The 15206-nt window shown below is 73.1% G+C and carries 12 protein-coding genes and 3 tRNA genes; 7 read left to right on the forward strand and 8 right to left on the reverse strand.

Translation table 11 applies throughout. The features are described from left to right. Nucleotides 1-394: 394 nt before the first annotated feature. The gene (locus H7H31_RS17140; protein WP_187060080.1) at nucleotides 395-841 is read right to left on the reverse strand and encodes an SSI family serine proteinase inhibitor; all 447 of its coding nucleotides are present in this window, start codon (nucleotides 839-841) and stop codon (nucleotides 395-397) included. Between the two features lie 257 nt (nucleotides 842-1098). Here H7H31_RS17140 and H7H31_RS17145 point away from each other — a divergent pair. Both H7H31_RS17145 and H7H31_RS17150 read left to right on the forward strand, forming a co-directional pair. Then, a tRNA-Ser gene (locus tag H7H31_RS17145) sits at nucleotides 1099-1188 on the forward strand. A 601-nt stretch (nucleotides 1189-1789) separates the two neighbouring features. Next, nucleotides 1790-1862: transfer RNA gene (locus H7H31_RS17150), tRNA-Arg, on the forward strand. Nucleotides 1863-2053: 191 nt separating this feature from the next. Here H7H31_RS17150 and H7H31_RS17155 read toward each other — a convergent pair. Both H7H31_RS17155 and H7H31_RS17160 read right to left on the reverse strand, forming a co-directional pair. Beyond that, nucleotides 2054-2800: a class I SAM-dependent methyltransferase gene (locus H7H31_RS17155; RefSeq protein WP_187060081.1), complete on the reverse strand. Its 747-nt coding sequence runs from the start codon at nucleotides 2798-2800 to the stop codon at nucleotides 2054-2056. 257 nt (nucleotides 2801-3057) lie between these two features. Beyond that, nucleotides 3058-3636, reverse strand: coding sequence for a hypothetical protein (locus tag H7H31_RS17160; protein WP_187060082.1), 579 nt, complete (start codon nucleotides 3634-3636; stop codon nucleotides 3058-3060). 275 nt (nucleotides 3637-3911) lie between these two features. Between H7H31_RS17160 and H7H31_RS17165 the strand changes: the two genes are divergently transcribed. Both H7H31_RS17165 and H7H31_RS17170 read left to right on the forward strand, forming a co-directional pair. Beyond that, nucleotides 3912-3985 (forward strand) — tRNA-Met (locus tag H7H31_RS17165). A 174-nt stretch (nucleotides 3986-4159) separates the two neighbouring features. Further along, entirely contained in the window at nucleotides 4160-5071 is a 912-nt protein-coding gene (locus tag H7H31_RS17170) for an amidohydrolase family protein (RefSeq protein ID WP_232109911.1), read from the forward strand. A gap of 46 nt (nucleotides 5072-5117) precedes the next feature. On the opposite strand, the gene H7H31_RS17175 is transcribed toward H7H31_RS17170, so the two are convergent. The 3 genes from H7H31_RS17175 to H7H31_RS17185 form a co-directional block, all read right to left on the reverse strand. Continuing rightward, nucleotides 5118-5480 (reverse strand): DUF4180 domain-containing protein, encoded by a 363-nt coding sequence (locus tag H7H31_RS17175; protein ID WP_187059602.1) that lies wholly within the window; start codon nucleotides 5478-5480, stop codon nucleotides 5118-5120. Between the two features lie 122 nt (nucleotides 5481-5602). Continuing rightward, a complete protein-coding gene (locus H7H31_RS17180; protein WP_187061393.1) occupies nucleotides 5603-6145 on the reverse strand; it encodes an NADPH-dependent FMN reductase in 543 nt (180 codons plus the stop codon). A 161-nt stretch (nucleotides 6146-6306) separates the two neighbouring features. After that, nucleotides 6307-7206 (reverse strand): TIGR03620 family F420-dependent LLM class oxidoreductase, encoded by a 900-nt coding sequence (locus H7H31_RS17185; RefSeq protein WP_187061394.1) that lies wholly within the window; start codon nucleotides 7204-7206, stop codon nucleotides 6307-6309. Nucleotides 7207-7446: 240 nt separating this feature from the next. Here H7H31_RS17185 and H7H31_RS17190 point away from each other — a divergent pair, with 240 nt between their 5' ends. From H7H31_RS17190 to H7H31_RS17200, 3 genes are all read left to right on the forward strand, one after another. After that, the gene (locus tag H7H31_RS17190; protein ID WP_269475455.1) at nucleotides 7447-8268 is read left to right on the forward strand and encodes a response regulator transcription factor; all 822 of its coding nucleotides are present in this window, start codon (nucleotides 7447-7449) and stop codon (nucleotides 8266-8268) included. A 175-nt stretch (nucleotides 8269-8443) separates the two neighbouring features. Continuing rightward, a complete protein-coding gene (locus H7H31_RS17195; RefSeq protein ID WP_187061395.1) occupies nucleotides 8444-10189 on the forward strand; it encodes an MFS transporter in 1746 nt (581 codons plus the stop codon). 44 nt (nucleotides 10190-10233) lie between these two features. Further along, nucleotides 10234-11040 (forward strand): TetR/AcrR family transcriptional regulator, encoded by an 807-nt coding sequence (locus tag H7H31_RS17200; protein ID WP_187061396.1) that lies wholly within the window; start codon nucleotides 10234-10236, stop codon nucleotides 11038-11040. 135 nt (nucleotides 11041-11175) lie between these two features. Here H7H31_RS17200 and H7H31_RS17205 read toward each other — a convergent pair whose 3' ends face one another. Both H7H31_RS17205 and H7H31_RS17210 read right to left on the reverse strand, forming a co-directional pair. Then, nucleotides 11176-12114, reverse strand: a complete 939-nt coding sequence (locus tag H7H31_RS17205) for a YceI family protein (protein WP_232109912.1) — start codon at nucleotides 12112-12114, stop codon at nucleotides 11176-11178. 284 nt (nucleotides 12115-12398) lie between these two features. Continuing rightward, nucleotides 12399-15140 (reverse strand): MFS transporter, encoded by a 2742-nt coding sequence (locus H7H31_RS17210; protein ID WP_187061397.1) that lies wholly within the window; start codon nucleotides 15138-15140, stop codon nucleotides 12399-12401. Nucleotides 15141-15206 lie beyond the last annotated feature (66 nt).

Below are 15206 nucleotides of genomic sequence, written 5' to 3' on the forward strand. Positions count from 1 at the left end.
ATCCCCCTCCGCCCCGCGCCGACCGCTCGCCCCGGCCCCGTACGCGGCCGGAATCGGGGCGACACGCGGCCCGTACTGCGCCGACACGCGCGGAGGTACGGAGCCGGCGCGCGCGACGCGCCACGGAGCCGATACGCGCGATTCGCCACGGAATCGCGGCGAGCAAGAGGGAATGACCGCGAACATCACCGAATCGACGAAACCACAAAGAACTTCGGAAATGGCAAGCATGCCCGAAACGCCGCCACTGCGAGCGACGTCGGGAACGGGGCGATGGCGCGCCGTCAGAAACGTGCCCCCGTCCGGGACCGAGATCCTGGGCGGGGGCACGAGGTCCCACCGAACGCTCCGGGCCGAGACCCCGCGCCGAACGCGCCGGGCCGGAGCCGGGCCATCAGTTGCGGGGGGTGCCCAACAACTTCGCGAACTTGTTCCAACGGCTGATCTCGCAACCGTCCGCGCGCGAGAAGTCGGCGCTGACCGGCCGCCCCGACCAACGCCCGCCGACGTGCGCCGTCGCCGGCCCACCGTAGATCTTGGTGCAAGCCGTCCCCTTCGGCACCGGCGCGAACGGGTCGGCCCCCCACACCGTCTTCTTGGACACCTCGGCGCAGGCCGCCGCGGGGTCCGGGTGGTTGCCACCGGTCGGGTGGCAGTAGAGGTGGTACGTCCGCTGGTCCGCGAACTCGCCGGTGTCCGACACCGTGACGGTGAGGTGGTGCGCGGGCCCGGGCGCCGGAACCGGCAGCGGCTTGGCCGCGGCGTGCGGCGCGACGCTCAGTAAGGCGGGAACCACGGCCGCGGCGGCTGCGGCGGCGACGAAGAGGCGGTGCGGTGACATCCAGGACTCCAAGATCGTGCGACTACGGGGCGCGGCGCGCCCTTGTCCGACTAACGCGCCGGTGGGGTGTCCGTTGCGCAGGAAGTCCGCTACGAAGCGACGAATCGCCGGAAAGCACCAAAAAAACCACTCTCGCGGCGGCGATACGCCTTTGCCGCCCCGGCCAAACGCCGAGTACCGTAGGCCGCGATTGGTGACAGCCCGCAGGGCTGTGCCATCATCTGCACACACGCCGCGCGCTCGCGTGGTCCGTGTATGGAGGCTTCGCCTAGTCTGGTCTATGGCGCCGCACTGCTAATGCGGTTTGGGGTAACCCCCCATCCCGGGTTCAAATCCCGGAGCCTCCGCTCTGTACAAAGCCCCGACCGTCTCGCACGGCCGGGGCTTTTGCGTTACCCGAAGCTTCTGCCCCGCCCGGGCCCGGGCGGGGCCTTCCGTGCCTGGCTTTCCGGCGCGGGGCGGGCTCTACGGCACGGGTCGGTCCGAGCCGGCTCGGCCCCGGTCGGCGTGGCTCGGCTCGGCGTAGCTCTGCTCGGTTCGGCGTGGCTCGATGTGACGGCAACCACGCGAGCCGCCCGTACGAGCCCGCGCCGCCGTCCGCGCCCCCGTGCCCTCTCCGCGGACACTCCGGCGGCGCCCGGGCGCGATCACGCGTTGGGAGCGGGGTGAGGGTGGGTCGGGGGTGCTCTGGGCCGGCCCGGGCCGAGCCGGACGGGGCTCGCGCGGGCGGAGGCCGGCGTGCGGCGGCCAGTCGCACCCCGTGGCGCGTTCGGCCCGCTTGCTCCTCCCGGCCTGGCCCGCGACCGCCGCGCTTCTTCGGTGGCGATCATGCTCTACGGGCATTTCCGCAGGTCAGAGCGGGTCGAGGGAATGGATTTCACCTCGCGGCGCAGGTCATGTAATGTTGTTCCCGCAACGCCGACCAGGCAAGAAAACGCCGGGAAGTAAGCGCTCGTAGCTTAACGGATAGAGCACTTGACTACGGATCAAGAGGTTGCAGGTTCGAATCCTGCCGAGCGCGCAGCAGCTCAGAGGCCCCTTCCACCCAGTGGAAGGGGCCTCTGGCGTGTGAGGTGACGGCAACGCTGACGGCAGCCGTCGCTCGGCGTGCGCCAGCGGATCCATGCAGGCGGGCCGCCAGTCGGTCTACTCCTCCAGCTCGCGGGCAGCGGCGGCTTCGGGCTCATGGACGCAGCCCCATGGAGCTACCTGCTACGTGGCGGAGCGTTGGACGCGGAGTACGAGCTGACCGTGGCGTAGGACGTACCCGCCGTCACCGTCGCGCAGGTGCTCCTGAACGTACGCCGTGACCGCGTCTCGGGCGGGCGGGGGCTGGCCGGGGAGGGTGAGGTGGAAGGTGGCGACCGTGACGGTCTCCTCCAGGTCCCGGCTGCGGTATCGGGCGGGCACGGCGTCCAGGACGATGTCGCCGTTCGGCCCGTGCGCGGGGGCGGTGAGTTCCTCGGCCAGTTCCCTCAAGTCGAAGCGCAGTCCGGTGAAGTGGCGGACCATGCGCATGCAGGCGTCGTCAGGGTCTTGCAGGAGGACGAGCAGGAGGCCGCCCGGTGCCAGCCACCCCATGACGCGCTCCACCGTCGCGACCCACTGCGAGCGCGGAACGTAGTAGAGCACGTGGGACAGCAGTGCCAGATCGGCCCGCGCGTCGATCCTCGCCTCCAGGACCGGTTCGGCCACCACCTCGGCCTCCGGGCACGCTGACGCCAGGGCGCGCCGCATCGACGCGCTCGGCTCGATGCAGACGGTGTGCTCGAAGTGCGGGGCGAGGTGCCGCGTCGTGGTGCCGTCGGCGGGTCCCACGTCCAGCAGCACCCGTCGGGCGGGCAGTCGCTCCACGATGTCCCGCAGATAGGCGTGGGTGAACTTCTTCTCGTCCGTCCCGGCGAGGAACAGGCTGAAGGTCTGCCGGTAGGACTCTTCCTCCGTGCGCGAGTTCCCCACCTCCACCGTTTCTTATGACTTCATTCCACTTTCTCCTCTTTGGTGCAATGTACCCATTCCGGTTTCCGCTGGCCTCCCGGAGTGATTCGGTGGCCCCCTGGTCACGGCCCTGATCGCGCTACTGGCCGGTCGACTTGACCGGCCGTCCGCGACCCGTAGGCGGACCGGACCGGGAGTTGTTGGTCGGTCGGGGGCCTCGTCGCTCGGGGTGCCTCAGTCCGGACGCGAACGGGACGGGGGTGTCCGCGTCGCACGCGTCAGGGGCACGTCTCGTTGTTCTTGACGACGCCGAAGTCCACCTCGACGTCGGGCGCGTGTGCTCCGGGGTCGGGTGTTTGCGAGCAGATGTGCCAGTTCCGGTCGTAGACCTGGAAGCGGTTCTCGCCCGTCACGTCGTGCGAGGTCAGGTTGTAGAAGCCGGCCTCCTGGGCGGCGTCCTGCGCGGCCTGGAGTTGTTTGCCGACGAAGTCCGGGAGGAGGGCTGTTTTCTCCTCCTCTTTCTCCTCCTCGATGTTCTCGCGGGTTGCCTCGGGGGTGGGCCTCTCGCTGGGAGTGGCGTCCTCGGTGGCAGGCTCCGGTGTCGTGGGTGTCGCATCGGGGGTCGGCGATTGCGACGGCTCGGGGGCCGTCGTCTTCGGGGCGGCCACGCGGTCGGCGGTCTTGCCGTCGTCTTCATCGCCGTCGTCGGCGATGGCGCCGATCATGCCGATGGCCAGGAGCGCGCCGAACGTGACGGCCGCGGCGATGAGGGCCTTCTGCTTGCGCGTCTTACGTGGCGGCGGTGGGGGCGGAGTCGCCCAGTTGGGGCCGGGCGGTTGCTGTGAGAGGTCGTTCAAGGGGGTCCCCCAGGCATGAAGGTCGGGCGTGAACCGTGGGGGGACCGGCAGCGTAGCGGGGTGTGGGGCGGGCCGTCAGGTAGATCGACGGTTCCGTCGACGGGGCGATGCGGTGGGCGCCGGTGCGCTGACCGAGGACGGGTGGGACGTGGGGGCTACGGGTCCGGGCTCCCGGCGCCGGCCGAGGCCCGGCGCCGACCCTGGCACGTCCCTGACCTGCGGCGGAGAATCGATTTCCCTCTGTGGGGAAGTTGCCGTAAGGTTGCATTCATCGACGCGGGGTGGAGCAGCTCGGTAGCTCGCTGGGCTCATAACCCAGAGGTCGCAGGTTCAAATCCTGTCCCCGCTACTTGAAGGTCGAGGGCCCGGCACCTAGTGCCGGGCCCTCGGTCGTTTGTCGGGGTGGTGTGGGGCCGGGGGCGCGGCTCCGGTCGTGGTGCGGGGGGTCTGGCACGGTGGCTGTCATGGATCGTGCGGGGGATGAGCGTGACGGGGGCGGCGTGGCGAGGGTGCGGGGCGCGAGGTGACCGCCGCCGCCCGGGAGCGGGAGCGGGAGCGGGTCGTCGGGTTCTGGGGCGAGCTGGGGTTGCCGGGGCTGATCGACGTGCACACGCACTTCATGCCCGAGCGGGTGCTCGCCAAGGTCTGGGCGTACTTCGACTCCGCCGGGCCGCTGCTCGGCCGGCCCTGGCCCATCACCTACCGGCAGCAGGAGGACGAACGGCTGGCCACGCTGCGGCGGTTCGGCGTGCGGGCGTTCACGTCCATGGTCTATCCACACAAGCCCGGCATGGCCGCCTGGCTCAACGGCTGGGCCGCCGAGTTCGCCTCTCGCACACCGGACTGCCTGCGGACGGCCACCTTCTACCCGGAGCCGGAGGCCGCCGGGTACGTGGGGGAGGCGTTGGCGGGTGGCGTACGGGTGTTCAAGGCGCACGTGCAGGTGGGCGCGTACGACCCGGCCGATCCGTTGCTCGATCCGGTGTGGGGCGCCATCGCCGAGGCCAGGGTGCCGGTCGTGACGCACTGCGGGTCGGGGCCGGCGCCGGGGGCGTTCACCGGGCCCGGGCCGATCGGGAAGGTGCTCGCCCGGCATCCGCGGCTGCGGCTGATCGTCGCGCACCTGGGGATGCCGGAGTACACGGAGTTCTTCGACCTGGCCGAGCGGTACCCCGGCGTGCACCTCGACACGACGATGGCCTTCACCGACTTCACCGAGGAGTTCGTGCCGTTCCCGCGCGCGGAGCGGCCCCGGCTCGCGGCGCTCGGGGACCGCGTCCTCTTCGGCAGCGACTTCCCCAACATCCCGTACGGCTACCACCACGCCCTGGACGTCCTCACCCGCCTCGACCAGGACGCGGCGTGGCTGCGCGCGGTCTGTTACGACAACGCCGCCCGGCTGTGGGGGATCGGGCGGCGCGACGCCGCGCCGTGAGGGAGCGGGCGCCGCGGCGCCGTGAGGGAGCGGGTGCCGCCGTCGGTCAACCGGCGAGGCGTTCGCGCAGCTCGTCCTCGTCGGTGACGAACCAGGTCTGGCGACCGCGGTTGCACTCCCGGACGAAGTCCCGCAGGGACGAACTGGCTGCGGTGTGGGCGGATATGTCGCCGACGACGGCGAGGCCCACGCGGTAGTTGACGAACTTCTGGACGATGTCGCCGGCGAGCCTGGTGCGCAGCTCGTAGAACGCGGGGTCGAGCCGGTCCGCGGGGACGACGACCCACCGCGCGCCCTGGTAGGAGGCGTTGCCGACGAGGTCGAGCGCGTCCTGCTCGGTGGCCAGGGGCGCCCCGTCGGCGGGGTAGCGGAACACGGGTACGGCGTGGATCGTGTGCGGGTCACTCATGGGGGCGGGCTCGTTTCGGCGGGGCGGACGGCGGACGGCGGGGGGCTGGTGCGGCCTCGGGCGGCGGGAGCGGGGCGGGCGCGGCCTCGGGGCGCGGGTGTGCGGGGCCACGGGAGCCGGGATCAGACCTGGGCGGCCTTCGTCAGGGCGGACAGGGCGGAGGTCAGCTCGGCGCGGGTGGCCTCGTCCCGGACGCGGCCCGTCTCGCGGTCCAGCTTCGTGCCGACCACCGGGATGCGCAGGCAGGCGTCGTCGACGAGTTCGGCGTGCAACATGCCGAGGGTCTCGCGCAGTTGGGTGTAGGCGAACTCGCCGCCGGCCGGGTGCGGGGACGCGGTGATGACGGCCGTGGGCTTGCCGCCGAGTTCACCGGTGCTGACCAGCCAGTCGATGGCGTTCTTCAGCGTGCCGGGCACGCCGTGCGCGTACTCCGGGCTGACGAACAGCAGCGCGTCCGCCTCGGCCACGGCCGAGCGCAGCGCGGCCACCGCGGCGTGCGGTATGGCGTCCTCGCCGTCGAGGTCCTGGTTGAAGTGCGGGAGCGTGCCGATCTCGCCGTACGTCACGGTCCACGTCGAGCGGTCAAGGGTTTCCAGCGCGGTGTCCAGGACCGCCCCGTTGGACGATGTGGCGCGCAGACTGCCGGAGATCGCGAGAATCCTCATGTGCCGACGGTACGGGACGAGGCGCCGGAGCGGACGGGTCGGGAGATCGCCCTGTGGACAACTCCTGAGCTGTGGACAACGGAGTCACCCTCTCCGTCGGTCGATGGGGCTTCCCGTCCCGTACCGCTCCGTGCGGGCCGGCTCCGCGGCCTCGGAGTGCGTCAGTTGGCGAGCGGCAGGGCCTCGGCCAGGGTGCGCCACTCGGCGCGCGGGAGCCGCACCGGCTGCTCCCGTTCCTTCCCGGTCACCACCTGCACGGCCAGGTGGTCGGCGCCGGCCGCGCGGAACTCGTCGGCCCGCTCGCGGGCGGCCTCCGGGGTGCCGATGGCGAAGACGGCGTCCAGGAGGCGGTCGCTGCCGCCGTCCGCCAGGTCGTCCTCGGCGAAGCCGAGTCGCAGCAGGTTCTTCGCGTAGTTGGCGAGGCTCAGGTAGAACGACAGGTAGGTGCGGGCGATGGCGCGGGCCCGTTCCGTGTCCGGGTCCAGGACCACCTTGAACTCGGGGGCCAGCACCGCGTCGGGGCCGAGCGTGGCGCGGGCCTGGGCCACGTGCTCGGGCGTGACCAGGTAGGGGAGGGCGCCGAGCGCGCGGTCGCGGGAGAGTTCGAGCATCTTCGGGCCGAGGGCGGCCAGCGCCCGCTGGTCGTGGGGGACCGGCGTCGGGGCGGTGTCCAGGGCAGTCAGGTACTCCTTGAGCGCCGAGTACGGGCGGTTCGCCAGCGGGTGGTCGTTCTTCTGGGCGATCTCGTCGTGGCTCACGCCGAGGCCGAGCAGGAACCGGCCCCCGTACGCGGCGTTGAACTCCGCGTGGCGGGCGGCGACGTCCGCCGCGGCGTGGTCCCAGATGCTGAGGATGCTGGTGCCGACGGTGACCCGCTCCGTGCTGGCCAGCAGCGGGACGGCCTGGTCGACCGACGGGCTGCCGCCGATCCACAGCGTCCCGTACCCCAACTCCTCCAGCTCCGCCGCTGCCTCGCCCAGCTCCGCTTCGCGCGTCGGGTCGTCCGCGCGCAGGCCCAGGCTCCACACACCGACCCGGCCAAGACGTTCATGAAATGCCATGCCGGGTACAGCGGGCCCGGCCGCACGCCTATTCCGGCCATGCGGGGATTACGGCCAACCGGGTGAGCGCTGTCCGGCGTGCGACGTCCCTTCGCCCGCGCGTGGTCGGTCCGGCGCGTCCGCTCGGTCCCGGCCGGCGCGGGCCCCGGCTGAGGAACCGGGCCCGTGCGGGCCCCGTTTCTCAGCGGATTCACAGAAAGCCGCAAGGTCCTTCTCACGCTGCCGCCCCACGCTTGCGCCATGGCCACGTCATCGCCCACCGGGCACACCGAGCTGACGCGACCCGACGGCAGCCCCGTACGGGTCCTCGTAGTCGAAGATGAGGCACCGCTCGCCGAGTTGCTGTCGATGGCGCTCAGGTCCGAGCGCTGGGACGTGCGCACGGCGGGTGGGGGTGGCGGGGTCGCGGAGGTGGCGCGCGCCTTCCGGCCCGACGCCGCCGTCCTGGACCTCACGCTGCCGGACGCGGACGCCCGCGCCGCGCTGGCCGGCCTGCGCCGCGAAGTGCCCGGCGTACCGGTGTTGTTCCTGGCCTCGCGGGAGGCCGCGCGGGAGCGGACGGCCGGGCTGACGGCGGGCAGCGACGCGTACGTCACCAAGCCGTTCGGGGTCGAGGAGGTCATCGCGGGGCTGCGCGGCCTGCTGCGGCGTTCGGTGGTGCCGAACCCGCGCGCCGGGTCGGTGCTCACCGTCGGCGACCTGACGTTGAACGAGGACAGCCAGGAGGTCGTACGCGGCGGCGTGCCGATCCGGCTCACGGCCACCGAGTACGAGTTGTTGCGCTTCCTGATGCGCAACCCGCGGCGGGTGCTGAGCAAGGCGCAGATCCTGGACCGGGTGTGGAGCTACGACTTCGGCGGCCGGCCCAACGTCGTCGAGCTGTACATCTCCTACCTGCGGCGGAAGATCGACGCCGGCCGGGCCCCGATGATCCACACCCGGCGCGGCATGGGCTATCTGATCAAGGCCGCCGACGCGGCGTCGGAGCCGTCACCCGTGCCGCAGGCGATGTCGCGGCGCAGGTCGCGTGCGCGGTCGTGGTCCGCGCCCGAGCCGGTGTGAGGCGGAGGGAGGCGGTGGGAGCCCGGCACCGAGCCGGTGCGAGCCCGGCATCGGGCCGGTGTGAGCCGGCCGGGCTCGACGGTCGGAGTCTGGCGACGCAATGAGCTATACAGCGTAGAGGGAAGTCCTATACGGTGTACGTCGCTGTGCTCGTACACCGTATAAGGACGTGCTCATGGCCGCCGTTCCCCCCTCGCCCGATCGCCCCTCGTCCCCCGACGGCCCCCCGCTCCCGGCTGGGCCCGCGGCGCCCGACGCGGACATCCGTGACGCCCTCGCCGAGGCGCCCGGCGCACCCCCGGCCGCGCGCCGGCGCGGCGTGCCCGCGCCCGTGGCGCCCGCCGACGCCCAGGACGCCTCCCCGGCCGGCGCCGAGCCGCCGGGGTCGGCCGGGGGCGGTGGGGCGGCCGATGCGGGTGAGGCGCCCGCGCGGCATCCGCAGCGCTGGTTGATCCTCGCCGTCATCTGCCTCGCGCAGCTCACCGTGCTGCTCGACAACACCATCCTCACCGTCGCCGTGCCCTCGCTCACCCGCGAGATGGGCGCCAGCACCGCCGACGTGCAGTGGATGATCAACGCCTACGCGCTGGTGCAGTCCGGGTTGCTGCTCAGCGCCGGCAGCGCGGCCGACCGGTACGGCCGTAAGAAGATGCTGGTCACCGGGCTCCTCGTGTTCGGCCTCGGCTCGGTCGCCGCCGCGTACGCGCAGTCGCCCGGGCAGTTGATCGCGGCCCGCGCCGGGATGGGCGTGGGCGGCGCGCTGCTGATGACCACCACGCTGGCCGTCGTCGTCCAGGTCTTCGCCGAGGACGAGCGCCCCAAGGCCATCGGGTTGTGGGGCGCGGTCGGTTCGCTGGGGTTCGCGGCCGGGCCGCTGATCGGCGGGTCGCTGCTCAACCACTTCTGGTGGGGCGCGATCTTCCTGATCAACGTGCCGGTGGCGCTGATCGGCGTGGTCGCCGTCGCCCGCATGGTGCCCGAGTCGCGCAGCGGCGGCGGGGAGCGGCCCGACCTGCCGGGCGCGCTGCTGTCCACGGTCGGCATGACCGGCGTGGTCTTCGCGATCATCTCCGGGCCCGAGCACGGCTGGCTCTCGGCCCGGGTGCTGGTCGCGGCGGTCGTCGGGCTCGTCGCGCTGGCCGCCTTCGCCGCCTGGGAGCGGCACGTCCCGTACCCGATGCTCGACCTCAGCTTCTTCGAGAACCGGCGCTTCGTCGGGGCGGTCGCCGGTGGCATCCTGATCGCCTTCGGCATGGGCGGCTCGCTGTTCCTGCTCACCCAGCACCTGCAACTCGTCCTCGGCTACGAGCCGTTGGCCGCCGGCCTGCGCACCGCGCCGCTGGCCCTGATGATCGTGGTGCTCAACCTGGCCGGCGTCGGCGCCTGGCTGCTGAGGCGGTTCGGCACGCCGGGCACCATCCTGGCCGGCATGGCGATGCTCTCCGGCGGTCTGGCGGTCGTCGGGCTGCTGGGCCGGGACGGGTACGGGGGCGTGTTCGCGGGCCTGGTGCTGATGGGGTCCGGGATGGCGGTGGCGATGCCGGCCATGGCCACCGCGATCATGTCGGCCATCCCACCGGCCAAGGCCGGCGTCGGGGCCGGGGTCAACGGCACGCTGACCGAGTTCGGCAACGGCCTCGGCGTCGCGACCCTCGGCGCGGTGCTCAACTCGCGCTTCGCCGCGCTGCTGCCCGCCGCCGCGGCCGGCGCGGGCTCGCTGCCGACCGCGCTGGAGCGGGTGGACACCGCGTCCGACCGGTCCGCCGTGCACGACGCGTTCGCCAGCGGCATCCAGGCCAGCGAGCTGGTCGGGGCGGGCGCCGTGCTCCTGGGGGGCGTGCTGGCGGCGTTGCTGCTGTGGCGAGCGGAACGTACGGCGGAGCCCGTACGGAAGGCCGACGGGGTGGCCGGCGCGGCATAGCATCGGGTACGGGCACCGGGCGGTCGATCGATGGAGGAGCGCGGATGGCAACCGGCAGCGGCACGAGCAGGCCACGGCCCAGCGTGTGGTTGGCCGGGCCGTCGAGCGGCAAGCGGAAGGTCGACCAGCCCGCGGGCCTGGACCGGGTGAAGATCATCGCGGCGACGGTGCGGCTGCTGGACGCGGAGGGCATGGCCCGTTTCTCCATGCGCCGGCTCGCGGCCGAACTCGGGGTCACCGCCATGTCCGTCTACTGGTACGTGGCCACCAAGAACGACCTGCTCGAACTCGCCCTCGACGAGGTCAACGGCGAGATGCGGCTGCCCGCCGATGGCGAGGTCGACGAGGCGGGCCACCTGGTCGACTGGCGCGACCAGCTCCGCCAACTCGCCAGCGAGTACCGGAAGATCCTCGTCCAGCACCCGTGGGTGTCGCAGTTGGTCGGCGAGTACCTGAACATCGGCCCGAACGCGCGGGCCTTCGCCGAGGCCGCGCAGCGGGTGATCCGCCGCAGCGGCGTGCCCGACGAGGGCATGACGGGCGCGCTGAGCGTGGTCTTCCAGTTCGTCTACGGCTTCGGCACGATCGAGGGCCGCTTCGCGCTGCGCTGCCGGGAGGCCGGCATCAGCCAGGACGACTACTTCTTCCACGTCATGGACACCATCGAGGCCGACCCGGAGCTTGAGGAGTCGTTCGGCAACGCCAGCCGGATCATGCGCGCCCGTGGCGGCTCGACGGTGGAGGAGATGCGCGAGCGCGACTTCGCCTTCGCCCTGGAGATGGTCATCGCGGGCCTTGAGGTCATGCGCGAACGCGCGGGCCACCCGGCCGACGCGGCGCGCGAGGCGTAGGCCGGCCGCTACCCGGCGTCCGTACGCTCCCGGGGCGCGGGCGCCGCTCCCGTCCGCGCGCCCTCCCCGACGACGCGCGCGGGCGCCCGCCGTCCGTGGTGCGCGGCGGGCGCCGGGGCCGGGAGGGGGCGGGCCCTACGCCGTCTGCTGCGGCAGGTCGCCCTGGACCGTCTGGATGTCCAGCTCGACCCGCAGCGTCGTGCCGATGGCCGCGATGCCCGCCGCGACCACCTGGTTGTAGTGCATGGCGAAGTCCTCGCGGCGCAGCTCGGCCGTCGCCCGGTACGCGGCGCGCACCCCGCCCCACGGGTCCTGGCCGGTGCCCAGGTACGTGAGGTCGAGGTCCACCCGCCGTACGACGCCGCGCATCGTCAGGTCGCCGTGCACGGTCCAGCGGTCGGAGCCGACCGGGGTGAGCCCGGTGCTGGCGTACGTGATCTGCGGGAACTGGGCCACGTCCAGGAAGTCGGCCGAGCGCAGGTGGCCGTCGCGCATGTCGTTGCCGCTGTCGATGCTGGCCGCCTCGATGACCGCCGTCACGCGGGACTTCTCGATGTCCTCGGCGATCTCCACCCGGCCGCCGAAGCCGAGGAACCGGCCCCGGATGCTGGAGATGCCCAGGTGCTGGGCGATGGCCGTGACCGAGGAGTGCACCGGGTCGAGCGACCAGGTGCCCGGCGGCGGCAGCTCCACGCCGCCCTGCCGGGCCAGCACCAGGGTGCCGACGTCGGCCCGGCCGGTGGCCGTGACCAGGGCGGTGGCGGCGGCCGGCGCGTAGCCGACGGCGGTGGCGATCACCGTGTACGGGCCGGGCGGCAGCGGCTCGGCCGTGCGCACCACGCCCTCCTCGTCGGCCGCCGCCCGCGCCACCTGCTGGCCCGCCATGTCGGTGACGGTCAGCACGGCGTGCCGCACGGCCCAGTTGTCCCGCGTGCGCACCCGGGCGCGCAGCCCGCCCCGGGCGCCGTCCGCGCCGGCCGCCCGGCCGGCGGCGGCGTGGCCGTCCCCGGCCTCCGATGGCGTGCCGTGCGCGCCCTCGCCCGCTTGGCCGTGGCCCGCTCCCATGGTCGTCATGCCGTTCCCGCTCCCGAGTTGCGGCACCGTCGCGGGTGCCGGATCGATCGTTGTCGCGGGCGGTCCGGCGGTCGATCCGCCGGCGCGCCCGTGCGTGGAGTGCGGCCACGGCGGCGGCGAGCAGGCCGTCCCCTGCCTGTGCGCTCGCCGCCGCCGCGGCTTTTCGGGCCCACTCCAGGCCCCGGGGCCCTCCACAGACCCCGCTCCGACTCCGGGCGCTTCGCCCGACCCCCGTCGTGGTGCGGGGATCGTTCGCTCAGCGGGCGCCCGGGGCCGGGGTCGTGTCAGCGACCGGTCAGGTCGCCGTCGCCCGTCGCCTCCGGACGGTCGGTGCCGTCCGGGTGGGCGAGGGCGATGTCGTGGCCGTCGACGCCGGGCCCGGAGACCGGCAGCGCCCGGGACACCGCCGGGTAGCCGCTGGCGATGACCGTGTACTCGCCGGCGTCCAGGTCGGTGAAGGCGTACGCGCCGTCCTCGCCGGTGCCGGTGGTGGCCACCACCCGACCGGCCGCGTCCACCAGCGTGACCCGCGCGTCCGACAGCGGCCTGCCCTCGGCGCCGGCCCGCACGGTGCCCCGCACCCGGGCGCCCGAGCGCAGCTCGACCTCGACGCGGGTGCTGCCCTGGCCGCCGACCTCGACCGGCAGCGCGGCGGGCCGGTAGCCGAGCGCGTTGACGGCGAGGGTGAAGGTGCCGGGGGCCAGCTCGGTGAAGGCGAACTCGCCCTGCGCGCCGGTCGCCCCGCTGGCCAGCACGTCGCCCCTGGCGTCGGCGACCACGACCATGGCCGCCTCCACCGGCAGCCCGTCGGCGACCCCGCGCACCGTGCCGGTCAGCCCGCTGACGCCGGTGAGCAGCACGTCGTGGGCGAGCGGCTGCTGCCCGACGACGACGGTGGCCGCCTGCGGCTGGTGCCCGTCGGCCGCCGCGATCAGCACGTACGAGCCGGCGCCCGGCGCCTGGAGCGCGTACGAGCCGTCCCGCGCGGCCACGGCCCGGCCGAGCTGGTCGCCGCCCTGGGAGATGAGCGTGACGGCGGAGCCGGGGACCCCAGCACCGTCGCCGCCGCGTATCCGCCCGTGGATCGACACGCCACCGCCGGCCTCGCCGGCCGTGGCCCGCGCCACGGCCTGTCGCTCCTCGGCCACGGCGGCCGGCTGCGGCACGCCGGCCGCGCCGAGCGCGACCGTCGTCTGGTCGGGGCCCGGCGCCACCGGACCGCTGCCGTTCGGCGCGGCGGCGCCCGCGGGGGTCACCGCCTCATCGGCCCGCGCGCCGGCGGCGCCGACCGCGGCGAGCACCAGCGTGCCCTCCCCGTCAGCGGCGGCGTCAGCCGTGGTTTCCCGCGCGTCGTCGGCGTCCTTGTCGAGCGCCACGGAGGCCGCGGCCACCCGGGACTCGGTCGGCCCGGCGTCGTGGCCGGCGACCTTCGTCTGGAGCGCTACCTCCTTGATGAACAGCGTCACCAGGAAGGCGAGCAGGGCGGCCGGGGCCGCGTACAGGAAGATGTCGCCCACGCCGTGCCCGTACGCGCTCTCGATGACGGTGCGCACCGGCGGCGGGAGCTCGTCCAGCTTGGGGATGCCGCCACCGCCGCTGCCGCCGGACGGCGGGACCTGGCCGCCCCGCTCGGCCAGCTCGCGGAAGCCGTCCTCCGAGTACTGGGTGACCCGGTGGGCGAGCACCGCACCGAGCGCCGAGACGCCGACCGCGCCGCCGAGCGAGCGGAAGAAGGTGACGACGGAGCTGGCGGCGCCGAGGTCGCTCGGGGCGACCTGGTTCTGCGTGCAGAGCACCAGGTTCTGCATCATCATGCCGATGCCGAGGCCCATCAGGATCATGTAGACCGACATGTGCCAGTACGCGGTGTCGTAGCGCAGCGTGCCCAGCAGCCCCATGCCGGCGGTGAGCAGCACGCCGCCGCTGACCAGCCACGCCTTCCAGCGGCCGGTCTTGGTGATGACCTGTCCCGAGACGGTCGACGACACCACGAGACCCAGGATCATCGGGATCGTCATGACGCCCGACATCGTTGGCGACTCACCGCGCGCCAACTGGAAGTACTGGCTGAAGAAGACCGTGCCGGCGAACATCACGATGCCGACGAAAAGGCTGGCGACCGAGGCCAGGGTGATCGTCGCGTTGCGGAACAGCCGCATCGGAATGATCGGCTCCGCGGCCCGGGACTCGACCCACACGAAGACCAGGCCGAGCAGGATCGAACCGCCGACCATGGCGTAGGTCTGCCAGGAGATCCAGTCGTAGTTGTCACCGGCCAGCGTCACCCAGATCAGCAGCAGCGACACGGCGGCGCTGATGAAGAACGCGCCGGCCCAGTCCACCTTCACGTCGCGCTTGACGACCGGGAGGCTCAGCGTCTTCTGCAGCACGACCAGGGCGACGATCGCGAACGGCACGCCGACGTAGAAGCACCAGCGCCAGCCCAGCCAGCTCGTGTCGGTGATGACGCCGCCGAGCAGCGGGCCGCCGACGGTGGCGGCGGCGAAGGTGGCGCCGAGGTAGCCGCTGTACCGGCCGCGCTCGCGCGGCGAGATCATCGCGGCCATCACGATCTGCGCGAGTGCGGTGAGCCCGCCGACGCCGATGCCCTGCACCACGCGGCACGCGATCAGCATCGACGTGTTCTGCGAGAGCCCGGCGATGACCGACCCGGCCATGTAGATGACCAGGGACATCTGGACCAGCAGCTTCTTGCTGAACAGGTCGGCGAGCTTGCCCCACAGCGGGGTGGAGGCGGTCATCGCGAGCAGCGCCGCGGTGACCACCCAGGTGTACGAGCTCTGGCTGCCGCCCAGGTCGCCGATGATCTGCGGCAGGGCGTTGGTGACGATCGTGGACGACAGGATCGCGACGAACATGCCGAGCAGCAGCCCGGACAGCGCCTCCAGGATCTGCCGGTGGGACATGGGCCCGGCGGGGGAGGCGTGGGAGGCGCCCGCGGCGTGCTTCCCGCCCATGGAGGGCTGCGCGTCTCCCCGCACACCGGGTGGTGTGGTCGTTGCCATTGAGTTCCTTCTCGCCTATCGCTTCGCGGGTGTACGGGTGGTGTCGTCGTCCGCCGACGGGGGCGG

It is taken from the genome of Streptomyces buecherae (assembly GCF_014295035.1).
Classification (GTDB): Bacteria; Actinomycetota; Actinomycetes; order Streptomycetales; family Streptomycetaceae; genus Streptomyces; species Streptomyces youssoufiensis.